Raw genomic sequence first — 20,713 nt, 5'->3', positions numbered from 1 at the left:
AAGTTAGAAATCTTTAGTCGGGAATATAATTTTATACTCTACTCCCTTGTTACTGGTAAAGTTGATATTGCCTTGTAGTTGATGTATTAGACCTTTGACTAATCGTAAACCTAATGATTCTGTAGCTTGAAAGTCAAAATCTTGGGCAAAACCGACACCATTATCACTGATAGTAAGTGTAAATAAATTGGGTTTTATGGAGCAAAATTCAATACAAATTTCTCCCGGTTCTCTTTGGGGAAAGGCATATTTTAGAGAATTTGAAATAAGTTCGTTGATAATCAAACCGCAAGGAATAGCTGCATCAATGGCTAAAAAAACCTCCTCAACATTGATTTTCAAGGTAATATCGCTGGAATTAACGTTGTATGAATAAAATAAATTAGTTACTAAATCTTGGATATAGTCGGCAAAATTAATTCTGGCCAAGTCTTGAGATTGATATAGTTTCTCGTGGATTAGAGCCATTGATTCAATCCGGTTCTGGCTATCTTTGAATACCTCAAGGGCTTGATTGTCCTTGAGATACTCTGCTTGCAGGTTGAGCAGACTAGAAATAATCTGCAAATTATTTTTTACCCGGTGATGAATTTCTTTCAATAGCACTTCTTTTTCTTGAAGCGATGCTTTAATCTGCTCCTCTGCTTGTTTACGCTCCCGCCTCACCAGTGCCTCGCGCAACTCGCGGGCAACAGCAGGGGTAAGTCGCGCTAGATTGCCTTTGATGATGTAGTCATGGGCACCAGCTTTCATGGCGGCTACTGCGGTATCTTCACCAATCGTGCCTGAGACGATAATAAATGGCAAGTCAAGTCCACTTTCCTTAACCTGCTTCAGTGCAGCCGGGGCGCTAAAGGTGGGCATAGAATAATCGCAGATCGCGATATCCCATGTTTGCTCTGCGATCGCAGCTTTCATGGCTGTGGGTGTATCAATTCGTTCAAAGGTTACTTCATAGCCTCCACGTTGCAGTTCGCGCAGTATCAACAAAGCGTCGTCTTCTGAATCCTCAACAAGTAATACGCGTAGAGGTGTACCCATAACCATCTAAACTAGATTCTCGGCGGTGATTCGTTTAAGACAAACCAGTACAACCCTAGTTGTCGCACTGCTTCACTGAATTGGGAAAAGTCTACTGGTTTGCGAACATAGCTGTTGGCTCCCAAGCTGTAACCATTGATTAAGTCTTGCTCCTCTTTGGAGGAGGTGAGAATGACGACGGGAAGGATTTTTGTCCTGTCGTCGGTTCGTAGGTGTCGCAAAACTTCTAGACCATCCATTTTAGGCAACTTTAAATCCAAAAGGATGAGATTCGGCATAACGCTCATATCGCGATCGGCGTATACACCTTTACCAAAGAGATAATCTAGGGCTTCTACCCCATCGCGCGCTACTACGACCTCGTTCAGAATATTGTTTTTCTTAAGTGCGCGTAGGGTTAGCGCTTCATCATCAGGATTGTCTTCTACAAGTAAAATCATGCTCTATTCCTCTAGTTAAAGGGTGAAGTAAAATGTTGCGCCTTGCTCGACTGCACTTTCAGCCCAAACACGGCCGCCATGACGGTGAATAATGCGCTGCACAGTAGCTAGTCCGATACCAGTACCTTCAAACTCAGTCATGGCGTGTAGGCGCTGAAAAGCACCGAAGAGTTTCTCAACATAGGCCATATCGAAGCCTGTGCCATCATCACGGACAAAATACACATCGGTATCATTTTGCTGTAAAAGCCCAAATTCTATCCGTGCTTTTTGATGTTTTCCTGTAAACTTCCAGGCATTACCTAGCAGGTTTTCTAGCACGATCCGCAACAGATGAGCATCACCATTAGCAACCAATCCCGGCATAATGACAAACTCCACTTGGCGTTCTGGTTGGGTTTTGTGCAAGTCTGTAGCGATCGCCTCCACCAGTGCGCTGAGATCGACCTTTTCGTAACGCATCTCACTACGCGTTAATCGTGACAGATTCAGTAAATCGTCGATCAGTTGTGCCATTCGCTGGGTGGCTGCACGCACTCGTTGGAGGTAGTTTTGACCTAGTGCGTCCAACTTGTCAGCATAATCTTCTAGGAGTGCTTGACTAAAACCATCGATACTCCGCAAGGGGGCCCGCAGGTCGTGAGACACAGAATAACTAAATGCTTCCATCTCTTTGTTAGTGGCTTCGAGTTGTGCTGTGCGTTCTGCAACTCGCTGCTCAAGCTGGACGTTCAGACGCAGAATCTCTGACTCTGCCTTTTTACGCTCATTAATTTCAGTTTGCAATTCTTCGTTAGTGTTTCTCAGTTCGGCAGTCCGTTTGTTAACCTCTATTTCTAATTCATCGCGAGCCTTTTGCAGAGAATTTTCCATCTGCTTGCGTTTGACAAGTTCCTGATTGGTAATCGTGGCCGCTAAACCAACGATCGCAGAAGCGATAATGCTGCCAAAAATAGTCAGCAAAGTTGTTTGATGAGCGCTGGCGTTCGCCTCCATTGACCGCTGTTTCAACAACTCATTCTCTTCGTTCTCCATAGCTGTAGTCAGCATTCGGATCTCCTCCATAATCTGCTGACCTTGATCTGTCTGAACTATTTGCAACGCGGACTCTAAGTTTTTGCTCCTAGCGTTAATCGTCTGTTCAATCAAAACCAGTTTTCTAGTTATCAGGGGTTCAAGGCGATCGAGCCGCTGCTGTTGATTCGGGTTATCCGCAGTCAATTGGCGTAGAGTCTTAAGTTTCTGAGCAATCTCGCCAGTTGCAGCGTGATAGGGTTCCAGATACCGTTCTTTGCCCGTGAGAAGATAGCCTCGTTGTCCAGTCTCTACATCTTTAATCTCTGACATGACTTCTTTTGTCTTTTCAAGCACTTCGCGTGTATGTGTTACCCATTGAGCGTTTTCTTTATACTGAAGCAAACTAAGATATGAGATGATGCCAACACCAGTCATAATTGCGACTGCTGTTACAAAACTGCCTGTATTCTTTTTGTAAATAGCCCATTCCATTTTTTACTTTCCTAGTTGAAAAAGTAGCTACTGACTAAAGTGGTAAAAACGGTGAGCCAGTGCTGTAGAACGGTAACATTTGCTCTCTACTGGCTATCTTCTTTTCTCTACGTTCGCGAACAGCGTGTCGGAGACAGAGGCTGCGTTAATGAGACGCTTTGCGATCGCTGCGTTAGCGCCGTTAGAATCGTCACGCGTTCCCGTCTTTGAAAGAGAAGGGTGACTAGCAGCCCAACTACTCGTCATAGTTTTAGTAACTGATACCAAGTTTCTTAACTTTGAGAGGGAATTAGCTCTAATAAAGGATATCTATAATTAGTTAATGATTGTGACCGTATATTTTCTGAGACATGAGAAGGCAAATAATAAATTTTGTTAAATGATTCAGTATATTTCCGCAGCCATCTTCACAAGATTTTCGCTTGCATCAATTATATTAATGTGCTACGCCACATCAGTAATTGCACTTAAAAACCTTTACTTATATTAGCTTGATATTAAATTGATTGGCAAATACGTAGACTAAATATAAACATAAAGTACTATCAGTAAGCTGAAAAATTCTGCATCGTCCAGGGATTGAGCCGAAATGTTTGTCAAATAGTGCCAATTTGCCCAAAAGCGTTGTCCTGTCTACTTTTTGCCCTGAAAATTGAGCTTCTCTACTAGAGAAAGGTTAGGGAGATACTTGTCGGGTTTTGGGGGAAAGGGGAAAAAAGCTTATATATCGAGCCTTCCAATCCTTTTCCCCTTACCCTTTTCCCTTTTACCGAGCAGTATTGGGTTAGGAGGTTCAGTTTTGGATGGGTTTTTCAATATGAAGTGAAAAGTCAGGACAAATTATCGGGAACTGTAGTACTTGAATGTGTAGTTAACACTACTCTTTCTACCTCTGTAGAGAACTAAAGAAAAAGTAATAAGTGCATAAAACCACAAAACCTAACTGTATTTATTTATAGAGGTTCAAATACAAAAAACTCAATCTAGTTTGAAATTATCAAGGTAAAAAATTATGACAAGCTTTATTCAAGTTCACTCACACAACGACCTACTGCACCCAGTCCGCGAGTGGTTGGAAACAATAGAAATTCATAACTCCAAATTGGCTCATTTGCTATGCAAAGCTATTCCTGCTCAATGTCCCTTTGAGCGAGACATCACGCTGTTTGGTCGGAAGCTATTGCATATTCCACCTATGTGTAAATTAAATCCTCTATACGAAGAAGTGGTTGGTTTGCGTTTTAGAGCGCTCTGTTATCTCGCCGATGAATGTGGTGAAGATATCACAGCTTATTGCTGATAGGCAGTTGAATTCTTCTTCGATCGAGCAGCGATCGGTAATTGCAGATTTACGGTTGTTACTTACTCAGGTTTATACTAAGCTAACGTACACCTAATTAGATGTTTGGCTATTAAATAGCTGGCACTATTGTTGCTTCCCGTATCCTGCTGAAATTATTAAGATCATCATGACGCACATCTTACTGATTGAAGATGAGGTCAAACTGGCACGATTTATCGAATTGGAATTGAATTATGAAGGCTATCAAGTCAGTATTGCCTACGATGGATTAACTGCACTCACCGCAGCCAGGGAGTTGCATCTAGATTTAGTAATTTTAGACTGGATGTTGCCTGGTTTGTCGGGGTTGGAAATTTGCAGCCGCTTGCGGAGCATATCTGAGAAAGTGCCGATAATTTTATTAACCGTCAAAGATGAAGTGAGCGATCGCATTGCAGGTTTAGAAGCTGGTGCTGATGATTACCTCGTTAAACCCTTCAGCGTTGATGAATTATTAGCCAGAGTCAGCGCTCGCCTTCGCAGAAGCAATCAAGTAGAGTACGCAGATGTTTTAGAATTTGAAGACTTAAGTTTAAATCGTCGCACGCGGGAAGTGTACCGAGATCGGCGGTTTATTGAGTTAACTGCTAAGGAATTTGATTTACTAGAATATTTGCTGGCCCATCCGCGACAGATAATTAGCTGCGATCGCATTTTAGAGGAAGTCTGGGGTTATGACTTCATGGGCGATACCAACATCATTGAACCTTACATTAACTACTTGCGCCTGAAACTTGAAGCCAATAACGAAAAATGTCTCATTCAAACTGTGATTGGTGTTGGCTACACATTGCATGATTGAATTGGGTATTGAAAATTGAGGGGAGACAAGCGAAAGACTTTTCAATAATTCTTCCTTATTCCCTCAGTGCCTATTGCCCAAAAGCAAAAGGCTTCAATATAGCAAACTTTGGCGTTTTTGGCAATCTCCACAAAAACTCATCCAACTTAGAGTTAATTATATTAGGATGCACAAAGCTATCATCATCCAAAATCCAAAACTCAAAGTGGCATGACCTATCTAGAAACAGCAGCGCAGTTCTACCGCGAAGTTGCCCAAACCCCGCAAGTTGGACTTTGTTGTGTACAAAGTACGCCCCTGCAACTACCAGGATTGAAAATTCCTTTGTCAATGCAGGAAATGAATTATGGTTGTGGCACCACTGTTCACCCCACCGAACTAGGAAACCAACCTACTGTGCTGTACGTCGGCGTTGGTGGCGGCTTAGAAGCGTTGCAATTCGCTTATTTTTCCCGTTATGCAAGTGCTGTAATTGCCGTTGAACCGGTTGGGGCCATGCGGGAAGCAGCTGCACGTAATTTGGAAATTGCTGCTCAAGAAAACCCCTGGTTTAACACCAGCTTTGTAGACATTTGCGAAGGTGATGCTTTTAACTTACCTGTTGCTGATGCTAGCGTCGATATTGTGGCACAAAATTGTCTTTTCAACATCTTTGAACCAGAAGATTTAACTCGTGCTTTAAAAGAAGCATATCGAGTGTTAAAACCAGGTGGACGCTTGCAGATGAGCGATCCAATTGCGACTCGTCCGATTCCAGCACATCTTCAAGAAGATGAGCGGCTGAGAGCCATGTGTTTATCAGGCGCGCTCACATATCAAGAGTATACTGAAAGGATTATAAATGCTGGTTTTGGTCAAGTTGAAATTCGTGCCCGTCGTCCTTATCGCCTACTAGATTCTCAGACTTATAATTTAGAAGAAAATCTACTTTTAGAAAGTCTGGATTCTGTCTCATTTAAAGTTGTAATTCCAGAAGATGGTGCTTGCATTTTCACTGGAAAAACAGCAATTTATGCTGGTTCTGAACCCTTCTTTGACGATTTGGCAGGTCATATACTTCAGCTAGGTGTGCCGGCTGCGGTGTGTGATAAAACTGCTGCTAAACTTGCTGCTAACAAGCCAGCAGAAATAATTGTTACCGATTCAACCTGGCACTATATCGGTGGTGGCTGCTGTTAATTTGTTCAGAAAGAATTCAGACTCAGAATGGACTAAACGCCCCGCTACCGCTAACAGAATAATTCTGTGCGATTGGGTAATAAATGCACAATTTGAATATTTCACTAATTACATTTTGAATTCTGAATTCTGACTTCTTCTTTATAAACTCCAAAATGTTGTTAATTAGTCTATTTTTAGCTACGCTTTTTTTAGCATATTCAAATGGAGCAAATGATAATTTTAAAGGTGTAGCGACGCTGTTTGGTAGCCGAACTAGCAGTTATCAAACAGCAATTTTATGGGCAACTTTTACAACTTTTGCTGGTGCAATAACTGCGACTTTTTTAGCAGGAGCATTAATTAAAAACTTTTCTGGAAAAGGATTATTACCTGATGCGATCGCTAATTCTCCAGAGTTTCATCTTGCAGTCGCGATCGCTACTGGATTGACTGTACTCATTGCCACCCTCATGGGGTTTCCCATTTCCACAACTCACAGTTTAACTGGTGCGCTGGTTGGCGCTGGATTAGTTGCGATTGGACTACAAGTTAATTTTGCAGCTTTAGGAACTTCCTTTATTTTGCCTTTATTACTCAGTCCAATCATTGCTATTCCCTTGGGAGCAGGAATTTACAGCTTATCTGGCTATATTAATTCAAAATGGCATCTACCAGTCAACCAAAAAATGATTGATGGTTGTCATTTTTTCAGTGCTGGAATTGTCAGCTTTGCTAGAGGATTAAATGATACTCCTAAGATTGTTTCACTCATCCTAATTATTGAGTATTTCTCGATTCAGGGAGGAATGATTACCATAGCGATCGCAATGGCGCTTGGCGGTTTACTCAACTCTCAAAAAGTTGCAATAACCATGAGTGAAAAGATTACCTCAATGAATCATACTCAAGGCTTATCAGCAAATATAGTAACTGGGGTTCTGGTCATTGCAGCTACTCGGTTTGGGCTGCCAGTTTCTACTACTCACGTTTCAGTTGGTTCTATTTTTGGGGTTGGATTAATTAACAAAAAATCTAAAACTAATACTCGTGTTTTTTATCAGATTTTACTATCGTGGATTTTAACTTTACCAACTGCTGCGATTATTAGTGCAATAACCTACAGATTATTGCAAGGTTAAAAAAATTGAATATTGTTGTGTAATTTTTTAGGAGTAGTAACTAATGCAAACTCAACCAAAAATTATCAGAGATACAGCAGTCACAGCCTTTAAAAATAAACTCAGTTCACCTTTGACAAAAAAAGGAATCACTGTTTTACAAGTTAATCTAGGTAAGCGTTGTAATCTTGCCTGTACACACTGTCATGTCGAAGCCGGGCCAAAACGTACAGAAGAACTTTCTCCTGAAATTTGCGAACAATTGATTTCACTAATCCATAAATTTCCCGAAATTAAAATTGTGGATTTGACTGGTGGCGCACCTGAAATGAATTATGGATTTAAGCCACTGGTAGAAGCAGCAAAAGCAACTGGTAAACAAGTGATTGTCCGGTCTAATTTGACCATTTATTTTGAAGATGGATTTGATGATTTACCAGAATACTTTGCTAAACACCAAGTAAGAGTTGTGGCTTCTCTACCCTGTTACCTAGCAGATAATGTTGATAAAATGCGCGGTACTGGTGTTTTTGATAGTTCAGTCAAAGCTTTGCAGTGGCTTAACCAACTCGGCTATGGTAAAGACCAAAACTTAATTTTGGACTTGGTTTTTAATCCTCAGTTACCCACCGATGAAAAATTTTCTTTAGCTCCCGAACAGAGTAACCTAGAACGAGATTACAAAATGTTCTTACAAGAACATTTTAATATTGTGTTTAATAACCTCTTCACCTTTACCAACTTACCAGTTGGTAGAACCAAAATGCATTTAGAACGGAAAAAATTGTACGCTAGCTATTTGCAGTTTTTAGAGTCGCATTTTAATCCCAGCACAGTTGAATATTTAATGTGTCGCGATGAACTTTCAATTGACTATCTGGGCAATGTATATGATTGTGACTTTAACCAAATGATGAATTTACCCGCAAAAACTCGCAATGGTGAAACTTTGACAGTTGCCAAATTGTTAGAAGCTGGCAATTTAGACCTGATTAATGAGGTACAAACTGCTGCTTATTGCTATGGTTGTACTGCTGGGTGTGGTTCTAGTTGTGGTGGCGCTTTGCTCTAATGTCTTTTATCGATGAAATTAATCCTGTCAATGCTTTGATTGTGGGAGCCAGCCAAGGTATTGGTTTGAGTTTTGTGAAAAAATTGCTACAAGATGGCAGAATAGCTAAAATTTATGCAACTTCTCGTCAACCAAAATCGGCCTCAGAGTTAATAGCTCTTGCAGATGAATGTCCTGAGCGATTAATTTGTTTGGAGATGGATATTACTGACGAGTTACAGATTACTGAAGCTGTTCAAAAAATACATACTCAAGTTGACAAACTGCATTTGGTAGTCAACTGTGTAGGACTATTACATGAAGATACTTTGCAACCTGAAAAAAGCTTAAAACAGATCAATTCAGAAAATTTGCTGCGCTACTTTCAGATAAATAGTATTGGTGCTGTCTTATTGGCTAAACATTTATTGCCTTTGTTTCGTCATGGAGAACGCAGCGTATTCGCCACTATTTCTGCTAAATTGGGCAGTATTAGCGATAACCAACTTGGTGGATGGTACGGCTATCGAGCTTCTAAAGCAGCACTCAATATGTTGATGCGAACTGCGGCAATTGAATATAAAAGAAGTTGTCCGAAAGCATTAATCGTAACATTGCATCCTGGTACAACTGATACCCGCCTTTCTCGTCCTTTCCAAAGAAATGTACCTGCGGAAAAATTATTTTCAGTGGAACGCACCGTTACCCAATTATTGGCTGTCATCGAACAGCTTCAAGAAGGCGATAGTGGACAGTTTTTCTCATGGGATGGGAGCAGATTGCCTTGGTAACTGCGTTACGCTTGTGCTAGTAGTCTGCCAACCCAAAAATGCTAAGTGAGGACTGGGAAAAGGGGAAAGGAGAAAGGGTAAGGGATTTAAACCCTTTCCCCCTTCCCCCTTACCCTTGACCCCGCCAAGTCACGAAAGCGAGCTACTAGTGAAACTCACGTTACTTGTAACCAAAACCTATGAAGTTTTTTGTGCCAGCAGCTAGGGATGATATCAAAGCAGAGCAAGTGTATAGTGCGATCGCTCAGTCTGTCAAAGCACCAATAACCGAAAAGCGTATTTGGAAGTTACAGTGGCGCGATCGCGAAATTGATATGGAATGCGAGGTAGGTAAACCTTTACCATCCTCTTATCAAACGGGGAAAGAGTTAGTTATGGCAATCTTTGAGTGTGAAAACCTTTATAAAATTTGTACTCTTACCCGTGGAGGAGTAAAGGGAGAACCTATTTTGGTTGGCAAAAACTCTGTATCCTCAGCAACATATTTTTCAGATAATGTAAATAACTGACTCTGCATTTTAATATGCGATCGCTCTGGTAATGTAGTAGATAAAATCGCCTACCAGATATATCAAGGTATGACTAACAAGAGTTTGAAGTAATTGCAGATAAATTAGCTGACGAGTTTGCAGCAGACTTTGGGTCATAGTCAGAATACTAAGAACTAGGAAACTCTAACTCAGCGCTTCCCCGTGCTAACTGCACCACCTCAGATGGTAGATGTTGCTCTAACCAATCTTCCAAATCAGCCATTACCTCTCGATAATTGAGGTCACGCTGAATTTCGTGATAGGCTTCTGGATACTCAATTCTCAGCTTATCTGTATAATTTACCAGTTGATAAAAGATGTCGCTTCCCACAGGTAAAGCTACTCGGTCTGCGCCACCGTGGAGAATCAATAATGGTAATTGCCAATCACCTGCATGAGCATTAATCCAATCAACTGTTGCAAAAAATTCTGTAGCTAGACGAGCAGTACCAAGGGTATGTCGCAGTGTATCCTGAGCGATCGCGGCTAAAACCTGCGGATCTCGTGAACCAGCACTGATGTCAATGCCTGTATTCAGTGTAAAACGCGGCCACACCCGTGAGAGCATTTTTCCTAAAAGTACCCGAATCGGTGAAACCCCAACTTTCCCCAAGGTTGGTGCAAGAGCGATCGCACCCTGCAATAATGATGCTTGTTGGGGATAGCGCAGAATGTAATCTAAGACAATCACCGCGCCTAAGCTGTGACCCAAGAGAAAAACTGGACATTCAGGATTCTGAGTCTGAATTAACTGTAAAAAGGCTCCCAAGTCTTCACGAAACTCACTCCAAGCGTTGATATAGCCTTGCTGACCTGGCGATCGTCCATGACCGCGCAAGTCTAAGGCGTAGACAGCGTATTGCTTGGGTATCAAATGCTCAATTATATTACTGTAGCGATCGCTGTGCCCTCCGAGTCCATGCACAATGGCTAATATTGCCCGGAATTTACCCTCTGGATGCCAGCTTTGGTAATACAGTTCAAGTCCTCCAACACCCTGGAATCTGCCTTCTTTATGAGAAGCTAGGCGATCGCTATGGTCAATCATCTGGTTAATTTTTTACGTATTTTCCCAACAAGCTATTAAAAAGTCAACTAATTGAGTGACCTTTATGTAGTTAAAATATCCTGAAAATAATTCCACAACTTCTAACCGTGGGTTAGTTAATGATATAACCTCAAGAATTATGATTATTTTATGAATTCAAAGAGGGTATTATCAAAAGTTCTTCTAGCGAGTCAGTTCAAGAAGACTTAGCTGATGGGGCAACTTCCGAAGTTCATACCGACTCAAAATCTAGCCATCAGCAGGAAAACAGAAAACAATCAGAAACTTTGCCACCCTTGAGTACCGCAGCAATTAAGCGAGTAAAAGAGGGTGTAGCCGCGGCTAGCGATCGCGCTGTTCGCCAGATTATCGAAAAAACTCTCAATCGTCTGGAAGCCATTAGTCAAGGGGATTCCGAACCTAGAGCCAACTCTGGGTTGCGTCGCTTTGTGATGCGATCGCTCATCCATTCCTTTTTCAAAGTAAGGGTCGAACACCTCGAAAGGATACCTCAGAAAGCTGGAATTCTAGCAGTCAACCATCTTCACCACATCGATCCCTTACTCCTTTTAGCTGAACTCCCCACCCAACCTTACTATTACATCCTGGGCGATGCTCGTACTCTCTATAACAAATGGTGGAAGCGCTTTATCCTGAATTTTGCAGGAGGCGTGATTCCTTTAGAACGGGTGTGGAAAGAAGAAATTGCTGTTATAGAAGCGGCTAAAGCAGGAAGACAAGATTTAGTTGAGCTAGCCGCAGCAATTAAACAGACAGTACCCACAGGGGAAGACATGCATACACTGCGACAAATAGACCGGATTATTCTGGCAATTTTGACTCGTGGGGATGGAATGATTCTCTTTCCTGAAGGAAGACTAGGAACTGCTGAAGCTCAATTGCATCTCCCTTTGAAGCGCGGGACTGTAATTTATGCCTTGCGGGCTGGTGTACCGATTATTCCAGTTGCGCTGATTGGAACTCACGATCTTTATTTGGGAAAAGAGTTAACAATTCGGGTAGGCGAACCGTTACACTTTCCCCAAACAACCAGACCAAATCGCCAGGAAGTAGACATCGCTTTGGAAAAATTGCAAAATGCGATGCTGGCTCTTTTGCCAACCGATTACTCTGAACCAACCGGATTAAAGCTGTTACGTTATTTACTCAATCATATATTGTGGTGAGAGATTATTTTTCTAAAAAGTTTGTAACTTTGAAATTTGATGTTCCCTCCCAACAGTGGTTTAAAAATGCATTTACTTGGGCATCTGCTGTATCAACCGATTCTTTAGATGCATTAAATTGCACTGCTGTCACAATGTATTCAAAGATAATTACAAACTGCTTTTGGGGTGAAATTCTTTCGACTACAATTGTTTCACCTATCTTCGGGATTTGAGGCAGATTTACCACAAACGTCTCAATTTTTGGTTTATCTAATGGATTTTTGAAATTGAAGTATTTACAGTAAACAATAATTTTCACTTAGACAACCACCAATAACATTATAGATAATCAAAATTATCCTTGAATTGAAAAATTGTAAATACAGTAGGGGCACAACATGTTGTGCCCCTACCCGTATACGTTCATTGAACTGAAATACGCTGTATAATAGGTTCTTAAAAAATCTCTGCCAGATGATACCAATTCTCCAACATAAGACTACAGATATAAACCTGCAAACCAAAATTAAATTTGATAAGTATTAATTACGAATTACGAATTACGAATTAGTATTATTTCCCCTGCCATAGCTGCCGCAACGACTGAAAAATCTTTACAAATCTCTCTTCTAGCCAGACCATAACATAATCAAGCCATTCCAGAAGTTGCTCTAAGGGGTGCTTTTCATAGCCAGTTGAAGTTGCTGTAGTTTCTATCCAGTCGGGCTGTGCCTCAACTTGACTGCTTTGGTGAAATTGCTGTTGCAAAATTTCCCCTTTACGACTCTCGCTTTTAGTTTGGGAAATGTGGGTTTGAGTTTGTTTTACAGAGGCGACTTTTCCAGATGTTTTTCGACTTGAGGTAAGATTACGACTTGGTTCTTTTCTTTGTACCAAACCAGATCCGACTTTAGGTTGTTTTACACTCAAATTCTTTTGTGGAAAATGCCCTATTGATAAACTTGGGGCTAAAGCAGGATTTATCCCCCTAGAAAGTGTAACTGGCTTGTCAGCAACGCTTTCGCTGTCACCGAATAAATCATTCCATGTTAACCAAGGATCGTCTGTTAAATCCTGCTTCTCTCGCGGAGTATTTTTGGATAAGGCTTTTCTAAGGGGTGACGAGAAGAGTTTATTTGGCAATCTCTCATTACTAATTGTTGTCTCAAGTGTTTTTCTATTACCAACACCAAAAAAGTAATTAAGCGCTGCCTCAATCAAAGCCTGAAAATTCTGTGAATGAGTTTCTAAACCATCAGCATTAGGGGCAATTTCTCCTTTGGCAGCTAATTGCTCTTTGCCATAAAGAAATATGTTTAACTGTGTTTGGGCAACTTGAATAACTTCCTGACTGCGTTCTTGCACTGGAACTAAAGCATTCGATTCCAACTTAGCAATGGCTATATCTAGAAATGCTAATAATTTATCTGTATTGAGTAAATCTTTTGGTATACCCTCGGTTAAAACTGGAATTTTAGCTGGATTAGCGTCAGTGAGTTTTGCTAATAATCGGTCAATTTGTGGTAATAGTTGCGTTTCTTTTTTAGCTACAATCAAACGCCAACACTGCCAGTAATTAGCAACTTCGTTAATAATTCGGTCTTCTAATTTTGTCTGTTGTTCGGATGTTAAAATATCTAGAATTTCATTGTCGGCAGTAACAAGTACTAAATTTCGATTCATCAAATTTGTGGCAATTCCTCGCACTATTGGAAGACGCTGTTGAAGGGCATTGTCTACTTGTGAAGGGGTGAGACTGACAGCTTGATTAGCCGTAATATTTGATGATTGAGTAAGATTAGAGTTATTTTCAACTAATTTCAGGCGAAAAACTCCCAATAAAGCCAAGGGATTGAAATGTTCAGATGCTTTCGTAGGAGTGGAGGCGGGTTCATCTGATGACAGGTAATTAACTGCCTCTAGTACATTTTGAATGGGGCTATCAGCATTGGGTAGAGTTTCAGGCTGGAAATCGGTATCATTTGGTTGTAACTTTAATCTAGTTTGTGGTTCTTTAGTATGTAGCGTTTTCCCAGATGATTCAGATGACTGAAACAGTAGATACACTGGGTAAAGTAGTACCTCGACACCCCACTTAGTGGCGACTTGCAAATGCCGGAAGGTATGTTCCCACTGTTGTGTCACCCGCCGAGATTGCTGGTGGACAAAGTTAAATAGTCTGCTTTGATAACGACCAGAGGAACCAGAAGACATAGTAGTAATTTTTTAGTTCAAGTCTTGTTAAGTTGTGAGACTCGCGCCAAACAATAAAAACGACCAACACCTCATATTAGCGAATATATGACCCCGACTGTCTCTCAATCCCAGACCAAATTTATCTCTCAAGCAATTGAGCAACTACGCTCTTTTTGTCAAGTTAATATCCAGTCTACGTGGCTGTATCAGGAATCTGACTTAGTTATTACTGATGTTGTAGCTGCTGATTTGTCTCATTGGCAACTTGCCCAGTTGAATGCCAAAGAACATATTGCTTGGACGGGCGGGAAAAAAGTGCTATGGCTAGTGCAAAGATTGGTGGTTCCCCAAGATTTACACGGTTATCCCTTAGCTGGGTTATCTTTGCGGCTGGCGCTGGTTTGGTGGGCGGATTCTGCTGAGATTTATGTAAATGGCGAGTTAGTGCTGGAGGGTGATTTATTTGATTGTTCGCCGAGAGTGCTTCTCAGTCAGGGGGTGACAGCAGGGGAAGAATTCACTGTGGCTTTGCGATTAGTGAGTCCGGGACATTGTGATGGTGCTTTAGTGCGATCGCTCCTAGTTTATGAGTCTTATGTTGATAATAATCCCGATCCGGGTTTTGTGGCTGATGAGTTAGCTGTGGTGCAACTTTATTTAGAAAAATTTGCGCCGGAGAAGTTAGATGTTTTGGCGGCGATGGTGAGGGAGATTACGAACCGCGAAGGCGCTAAGGACGCGAAGGAAGAGAAGGGAGAGTTAGTAAAGTCGTTTTTATCTCTACGCCAAAATTTAATTCAATCCGACATCTTAGCCCCCCTTTTGAAGGGGGGTTGGGGGGATCAAAAATCTAAAATTTTCCTGTTGGGTCATGCTCACTTAGATTTAGCATGGTTATGGCCTGTAAGTGAAACTTGGAATGCGGCGCAAAATACTTTTGAGTCGGTTCTGAAGTTGCAAGCAGATTTTCCTGAGTTAATTTTCTGTCATTCAAGTCCCGCACTTTATGCTTGGATTGAAGAACATCGCCCGGATTTATTTAGGGCAATTCAAGCACAGGTAGCCGCGGGACGTTGGGAAGTTGTCGGCGGAATGTGGGTGGAACCGGAACTCAACCTAATTGCTGGTGAATCAATAGTCCGTCAGCTACTATATGGCCAGCGCTACATCCAGGAGAAATTTGGCAAGCTTTCAACTGTGGAATGGGTTCCAGATTCTTTTGGTTTCTGTGCAACTTTACCGCAGTTTTTCGCTAATGCCGGAATTGAGTATTTTGTGACGCAGAAGTTGCGGTGGAATGATACTACTAAATTTGATTATGGGGCTTTTTGGTGGCGATCGCCTGACGGTAGCAAAGTCTTTAGTTTGATGTCTGCACCCATCGGTGAAGCTATAGACCCAGTTAAAATGGCATCCTACGCTCTTGAGTGGCAAACGCAAACTAGTTTACCAGAATCCCTCTGGCTTCCAGGTGTCGGCGACCACGGCGGCGGGCCCACCCGTGATATGTTAGAAACCGCTCAACGCTGGCAAAAGTCACCTTTGTTTCCAGACTTAGAATTTACGACGGCTGAAAAGTATTTACAGCAAATCAGTAAAGGAGGCAGGAGGCAGGAGACGGGAGGTAGTAGTGATGATTCTCCCTTATTTCCTACTTGGAATGACGAACTATACTTAGAATTCCATCGCGGTTGCTACACTACCCACGGAGATCAAAAACGCTGGAATCGTCGTTGTGAAAATTTATTATATCAAGCTGAACTATTTGCTACCTTGGCAACTGTAAGCTGTGGTGTGACATATCCGAAAGCAGAGATTGAAGCAGCTTGGAAATTAGTTTTATTTCAACAGTTTCACGATATTTTACCTGGTTCTGCAATTACCCAAGTTTACACAGATGCCTTGCCCCAATGGCAGCAAGTGGAACAAGTGGGAACGAAAATATTACAGGAATCACTTTTAGCGATCGCATCTCACATTACCCTATCAGAACCACCAAAACCCGATAGTCTGCCTATTTTTGTTTTTAATTCTCTCAATTGGCAACGTTCTGAGGTAATCTCTGTAGTCTTACCCACGCCACCAACAACTACCCAGGAATGGCAGATTTACGATGCTTCTGGAAACCAGCTTGTCTCCCAATTATCTGAACCATCAACCCTACTATTTCTCGCCACCGAAATTCCACCTGTCGGCTACCGCATATTTTGGCTTTCCCCTTCACTCCCCAGTTCAGATGAGATGAATCGCGTCTCTCCCTCATCTCCCGCACTTTTCCCAGACTGGATTTTAGAAAATGAATTCTTGCGAGTTGTTATAGATCCTGACACCGGAGATTTATCAAGTGTTTTTGACAAAACTTATCAGCGAGAAGTTTTGAGTGGGGCGGGGAATCAACTGCAAGCTTTTAAAGACAGTGGGCAATATTGGGATGCTTGGAATATAGACCCCAATTATGCTCAACATCCCTTACCTTCAACAAATCTTCAATCTGTTCAGTGGTTAGAACAAGGCCCAGTCCAAAGTCGTGTGCGCGTGGTGCGTCAGTTGGGTGAATCGGAATTTTGCCAAGACTATATTCTGCAAGCTGGTTCACCTCTGCTAAACATTGCTACAACTGTCAATTGGCAAGAAAATCATGTATTAGTGAAAGCTGCTTTTCCTCTAAATATTGAAGCCGACTTTGCTACTTATGAAATTCCCTGTGGCGCGATTCGCCGCCCAACTAAACCGCAAACCCCCGCAGAACAAGCAAAGTGGGAAGTTCCTGCTTTGCGTTGGGCTGATTTAACAGCAGAAGAAACACAGACAGATACCGCAATTCCAAATCGTTATGGTGTCAGTTTGCTCAATGATTGTAAATACGGTTATGACAGCAAACCAAATCAACTCCGCCTAACACTGCTACGTAGTTCTAATTGGCCAGACTCAAAAGCTGACCGAGGTTTTCACGAGTTCAAATATACCTTGTATCCTCATGCTGATAGTTGGGAATCAGCCCATACAGTACGGCGTGGCTATGAATTGAATATACCGTTGCAAGTGATATTCAATTGGCCACTGGCTAAACCCTCCACTACCGCTACCAGCACTATTGAAGGAGTAAGTTTCCTAGATTTATCAGCTGAAAATTTAATCTTGATGGCCTTAAAGCCATCTGAAGACGATCCACAGCAGTTAATTCTGCGATGTTATGAATCTCACGGAGAAACAGCCGAGTTATCTTTGCAAAGTGATTTAGGATTGAATCTAGAAAATCCAGTGGATTTATTAGAGCGTTCCGCCAGTACTGAATTTTCATCTCAGCAACAAATCTTGATGATACAACCTTGGAAAATCGCCAATTTTAAGGTGATACCAGCGATTAATCCAAGCTGAAGTGAGCCACCATAGTTAATGGTTAATAGAACAACTACTAACCATTAGAAATCTGGTGAAATTAAATATGTGTTATGTCATGTCCGCTTGATTACTTACTAAACCCCAAGAACCTCACCCCGCCGGCGGGGAGGAGTTGGGGGTGGGGTGCAATGACTATGGGAATCACAACTAATTACCCGAACATGATATTATTCAAAACCCTTGTAGAGATTTAGCAGTGCTGCGTCTCTACATTCTTTTTCACCAGATTCCTATTAACAACTGGCTTATTTGTATCACCAGTCATTAATAGACATCTTTAGAAACTAATTTCTTAGTAGGCAAAATTCATATAGCCAGAGGCTTCCCGTACCACTTCATGGAAGCAAGCTATGCGTAGCGGCTCTGTTAGGGGAAGGGTATTATGCCTACGTCATCTTCACTCATATCTCTAATAGCCTCGTCGGATTATCTGCCGTCTTCCAAAGGGCTGCCGTCGTTGGATAATCTCCTCTTGTCCGAAGCGCTGCCGTCGTCTGATTATCTGTCGTTGTCTTAACTGCTGTCGTCGGATTATCTGCCGTCTTCCAAAGGGCTGTCGGCGTTGAATTATCTGCCGTCGTCTATAGTATCTTCTTGACCGCCGTTGGGCAATCAAAAGCTCTCCGGTTTTATTTCCAACCAGGTTAGCATCTGGTGCAACGCTCTGTTCATTCAGAACATTACTTAGAGAAATATCTTTCGCTTCAGCTAATGAGGGCGGAGACACAAAGGCAAATAGCAATACTGCTATTGAAGATAACTTCCTGAAACCTTTCATGTTTTTGCTTCTCTAAACTTTCGGTAATAACTTTATTAAAACACTTTAAAGTCTGAAAGTTACCGCTCGCGCATTTTTTTAAACTTAATTTAGTATGAAATTTTATATTGCAATTTCACCCTTTTGTATAATTGCAATTTTTATAAGCTTGTGTATATAAATAGTTAATATTTAACAGGATGTATTTTTTTCACCACATAGATAAAGTATACAGTTATTATTTAAACAAGCTATATTTTTTATTGTAATATGGGTTCAAAAGCTTACTGGGCACGGGAAATATCCTCCCAACTTTTGATGAAAGAAAAACTTTAGAACGGACTTATCTGCATCCCACAAAATGTATCAAAACTGTATCTAAATACAAGCTATAACTACTAAATTTTCATTAGCGGAAGCTGTAAATAATAATCTGTCACTGGATTTCTAGCTTCAGGCAACTATCTTGTTAAGTGCTGCGTTTTTCCTATTTTCTGCCTGACTTCTCTACAAGAGGCTGCGGCAACGACTACGCTCTGTTACCACTTGCTTTCTGCCTCCTGTCTGATTGTTGAGCGTAGTCGAAACACTGCCTTACACATCCTTTAAGGATATCTTCTGCTACCTCCACCCACTACACCAATTTTGTGGCGATAGGAGAGTTCAGCGCCGAACCAACCAGAAGCACTGGTCAGCGTACCGACAACAAGCGAGATTAACAGTCCCCAAGGTAATATTCGGGATTCAGCGTCACCCAAGCGTAGGAGAAAGTTAACGAGTGATAAAACTAGTATAGAAACGTTAAGTATTAAATGCGTCCAACCAGCGGCGCGCTTGCGGACTCGTTCAATTTTCACAAAGTCGCTCAGACCGATCGCAGATGCAAGGATGCCTCCAGCTAATCCAAGTCCGATTAACCATAGCGAAGCCCTAGCCCAAAAGAAATCGCTAGTTAACCAATAACCAATGTCACTTCCCAAGGCAGCAGCTAAAAATGCTATGGGAAAGATTACACTCAAGGGGTGTAGGGGATGTCCGGCGATCGCAACTGTACTGGGTACACCGGTATCACGATACTCACTGTCGTTACTTTCAATAACTGGTGGAATATTTGGAAAAGGTGTTGAACCTGTTTGCGTTGTTTCTGTAGTTTCCATTATTAGTATCCTGAATTTATGAACGTTACATTTTTCGGCTGAAGAAATTTTTCTAACATCAGACTTCAGCTTGTAAGATAGCTTGCCTATTTCTACTTTTAGTGGGTTGACTTGACTAATTTTGCGCTGGAATTTAGTGCAACTTTCCCATCACCCGATCATCGAAAATCTGTTTTTCTCATCCAGGATTGTCTGAACATTATGTAAGTTAACTCTTAGAGGTTGTTTGAAAAGTGCATCTTTGAGTAAATCTAATAAACTAACAGCAGAGTTTTATCTATCTGGCGATGGAATATAGATTTAAATGTTGTCTATCTAATTTCAAATTTCAAATTTACCTTGGTACCCTTTTGATCCTTTATTACCTCTGCACTTGGAGCGATTTGTTATAAAATTGACACAAACCCAATATTTCGGTTGAGTTCTTCTGACTGCTGGAATTTTTTTATACAATGCTCTCAGAACGTTTTACCGCAGCCCTTATCTACGCCACCCAACTACACGCCAACCAAGTTCGTAAAGGTTCAGGTGTTCCTTATGTTGCCCATTTATTAGGTGTCACCAGTATTGCTTTAGAATACGGGGCAAATGAAGATGAAGCGATCGCAGCTCTCTTACACGATGCGATTGAAGATCAAGGTGGCGCTGCAACACGAGAAGAAATTCGCCGTCGCTTTGGTGACAATGTAACGGCAATTGTAGATGGTTGTACGGACGCTGATACAACTCCAAAACCCCCCTGGCGACAGCGTAAAGAAGCGTACATTGCTCATATTCCTACTGCTTCCCCATCAGTACTGCTTGTGTCATTAGCCGATAAACTTTACAACGCCCAATCTATTCTCAAAGATTATCGCATTTTGGGCGACTCACTTTGGGAACGTTTTCATGGGCGTAAAGAAGGTACTCTTTGGTATTATCGGGCGCTTGTAGATGCCTTTAAAAAGACTGAAAGCACTGTAATAATTGAGGAATTAGAACGGGTGATTTCGGAAATTGAAGTCTTAGCATCTAAATAAAAAATTATTTACCCAGAAGTAGATAAAAGATTTATTAGAACTAGACAAACAGATTTTTTCCAAACACGATATAGTCATGTTTCTCACGAAAAAATTTTGGCTTTTAGGTTCTCTCTCTAGATAAAAAATCTTTCTCTCGATAGATAGGTGTACTGACATTATTATGGCTGGTAAGTTACC

19 protein-coding genes are annotated in these 20,713 nt (G+C 41.4%); 10 read left to right on the top strand and 9 right to left on the bottom strand.

Annotation, left to right across the window (positions count from 1 at the left end):
* Positions 1 to 3: 3 nt before the first annotated feature.
* The 3 genes from V7K45_RS02390 to V7K45_RS02380 are packed head-to-tail and all read right to left on the bottom strand — an operon-like array spanning position 4 to position 2,990.
* Positions 4 to 1,041 carry a sensor histidine kinase gene (locus tag V7K45_RS02390; protein ID WP_335000003.1) on the bottom strand — a complete coding sequence of 346 codons (1,038 nt, stop codon included), beginning with the start codon at positions 1,039 to 1,041 and terminating at the stop codon, positions 4 to 6.
* An 11-nt stretch (positions 1,042 to 1,052) separates the two neighbouring features.
* Positions 1,053 to 1,481 (bottom strand): response regulator, encoded by a 429-nt coding sequence (locus V7K45_RS02385; RefSeq protein ID WP_335000001.1) that lies wholly within the window; start codon positions 1,479 to 1,481, stop codon positions 1,053 to 1,055.
* Positions 1,482 to 1,496: 15 nt separating this feature from the next.
* Complete coding sequence (locus tag V7K45_RS02380; RefSeq protein ID WP_334999999.1) at positions 1,497 to 2,990, bottom strand: sensor histidine kinase; 1,494 nt, start codon at positions 2,988 to 2,990, stop codon at positions 1,497 to 1,499.
* Positions 2,991 to 4,002: 1,012 nt separating this feature from the next.
* Here V7K45_RS02380 and V7K45_RS02375 point away from each other — a divergent pair.
* The 7 genes from V7K45_RS02375 (at position 4,003) to V7K45_RS02345 (ending at position 9,764) form a co-directional block, all read left to right on the top strand.
* A complete protein-coding gene (locus V7K45_RS02375) occupies positions 4,003 to 4,290 on the top strand; it encodes a Mo-dependent nitrogenase C-terminal domain-containing protein (protein ID WP_334999997.1) in 288 nt (95 codons plus the stop codon).
* Positions 4,291 to 4,459: 169 nt separating this feature from the next.
* Positions 4,460 to 5,134: a response regulator transcription factor gene (locus V7K45_RS02370; RefSeq protein ID WP_334999996.1), complete on the top strand. Its 675-nt coding sequence runs from the start codon at positions 4,460 to 4,462 to the stop codon at positions 5,132 to 5,134.
* Between the two features lie 210 nt (positions 5,135 to 5,344).
* The gene (arsM, locus tag V7K45_RS02365) at positions 5,345 to 6,313 is read left to right on the top strand and encodes an arsenosugar biosynthesis arsenite methyltransferase ArsM (protein ID WP_334999994.1); all 969 of its coding nucleotides are present in this window, start codon (positions 5,345 to 5,347) and stop codon (positions 6,311 to 6,313) included.
* Between the two features lie 155 nt (positions 6,314 to 6,468).
* Complete coding sequence (locus V7K45_RS02360) at positions 6,469 to 7,434, top strand: inorganic phosphate transporter (protein ID WP_334999992.1); 966 nt, start codon at positions 6,469 to 6,471, stop codon at positions 7,432 to 7,434.
* 43 nt (positions 7,435 to 7,477) lie between these two features.
* Positions 7,478 to 8,485 (top strand): arsenosugar biosynthesis radical SAM (seleno)protein ArsS, encoded by a 1,008-nt coding sequence (arsS, locus tag V7K45_RS02355; RefSeq protein ID WP_334999990.1) that lies wholly within the window; start codon positions 7,478 to 7,480, stop codon positions 8,483 to 8,485.
* Positions 8,485 to 9,255 carry an SDR family NAD(P)-dependent oxidoreductase gene (locus V7K45_RS02350; RefSeq protein ID WP_334999988.1) on the top strand — a complete coding sequence of 257 codons (771 nt, stop codon included), beginning with the start codon at positions 8,485 to 8,487 and terminating at the stop codon, positions 9,253 to 9,255. The genes arsS and V7K45_RS02350 overlap by 1 nt, the downstream gene beginning before the upstream one ends.
* A 179-nt stretch (positions 9,256 to 9,434) precedes the next feature.
* The gene (locus V7K45_RS02345; RefSeq protein WP_334999986.1) at positions 9,435 to 9,764 is read left to right on the top strand and encodes a hypothetical protein; all 330 of its coding nucleotides are present in this window, start codon (positions 9,435 to 9,437) and stop codon (positions 9,762 to 9,764) included.
* Between the two features lie 9 nt (positions 9,765 to 9,773).
* Here the strand turns inward: V7K45_RS02345 and V7K45_RS02340 are convergent, their stop codons facing one another.
* Both V7K45_RS02340 and V7K45_RS02335 read right to left on the bottom strand, forming a co-directional pair.
* A complete protein-coding gene (locus V7K45_RS02340) occupies positions 9,774 to 9,902 on the bottom strand; it encodes a hypothetical protein (protein ID WP_334999984.1) in 129 nt (42 codons plus the stop codon).
* A gap of 10 nt (positions 9,903 to 9,912) precedes the next feature.
* Positions 9,913 to 10,833, bottom strand: coding sequence for an alpha/beta hydrolase (locus tag V7K45_RS02335; protein WP_334999982.1), 921 nt, complete (start codon positions 10,831 to 10,833; stop codon positions 9,913 to 9,915).
* Positions 10,834 to 11,129: 296 nt separating this feature from the next.
* On the opposite strand from V7K45_RS02335, the gene V7K45_RS02330 reads away from it, so the two are divergent.
* Positions 11,130 to 12,020 (top strand): lysophospholipid acyltransferase family protein, encoded by an 891-nt coding sequence (locus V7K45_RS02330; protein WP_335000087.1) that lies wholly within the window; start codon positions 11,130 to 11,132, stop codon positions 12,018 to 12,020.
* 4 nt (positions 12,021 to 12,024) lie between these two features.
* Here V7K45_RS02330 and V7K45_RS02325 read toward each other — a convergent pair whose 3' ends face one another.
* Both V7K45_RS02325 and V7K45_RS02320 read right to left on the bottom strand, forming a co-directional pair.
* Entirely contained in the window at positions 12,025 to 12,321 is a 297-nt protein-coding gene (locus V7K45_RS02325) for a hypothetical protein (RefSeq protein WP_334999981.1), read from the bottom strand.
* Positions 12,322 to 12,575: 254 nt separating this feature from the next.
* Entirely contained in the window at positions 12,576 to 14,216 is a 1,641-nt protein-coding gene (locus V7K45_RS02320; protein ID WP_334999979.1) for a hypothetical protein, read from the bottom strand.
* 87 nt (positions 14,217 to 14,303) lie between these two features.
* On the opposite strand from V7K45_RS02320, the gene V7K45_RS02315 reads away from it, so the two are divergent.
* Positions 14,304 to 17,576, top strand: a complete 3,273-nt coding sequence (locus V7K45_RS02315) for an alpha-mannosidase (RefSeq protein WP_334999977.1) — start codon at positions 14,304 to 14,306, stop codon at positions 17,574 to 17,576.
* A 433-nt stretch (positions 17,577 to 18,009) separates the two neighbouring features.
* Here the strand turns inward: V7K45_RS02315 and V7K45_RS02310 are convergent, their stop codons facing one another.
* Both V7K45_RS02310 and V7K45_RS02305 read right to left on the bottom strand, forming a co-directional pair.
* Entirely contained in the window at positions 18,010 to 18,378 is a 369-nt protein-coding gene (locus V7K45_RS02310; RefSeq protein WP_334999975.1) for a hypothetical protein, read from the bottom strand.
* Positions 18,379 to 18,962: 584 nt separating this feature from the next.
* Positions 18,963 to 19,514, bottom strand: a complete 552-nt coding sequence (locus V7K45_RS02305; protein ID WP_334999974.1) for a DUF2231 domain-containing protein — start codon at positions 19,512 to 19,514, stop codon at positions 18,963 to 18,965.
* Positions 19,515 to 19,966: 452 nt separating this feature from the next.
* On the opposite strand from V7K45_RS02305, the gene V7K45_RS02300 reads away from it, so the two are divergent.
* Positions 19,967 to 20,533 (top strand): HD domain-containing protein, encoded by a 567-nt coding sequence (locus V7K45_RS02300; protein WP_334999972.1) that lies wholly within the window; start codon positions 19,967 to 19,969, stop codon positions 20,531 to 20,533.
* Positions 20,534 to 20,713: the final 180 nt, after the last annotated feature.

This window comes from Nostoc sp., from assembly GCF_036917375.1.
Lineage (GTDB): Bacteria > Cyanobacteriota > Cyanobacteriia > Cyanobacteriales > Nostocaceae > Nostoc.
The sequence above is the reverse complement of the archived record's forward strand: the minus strand, read 5'-3'. Positions and strand labels throughout refer to the sequence as shown.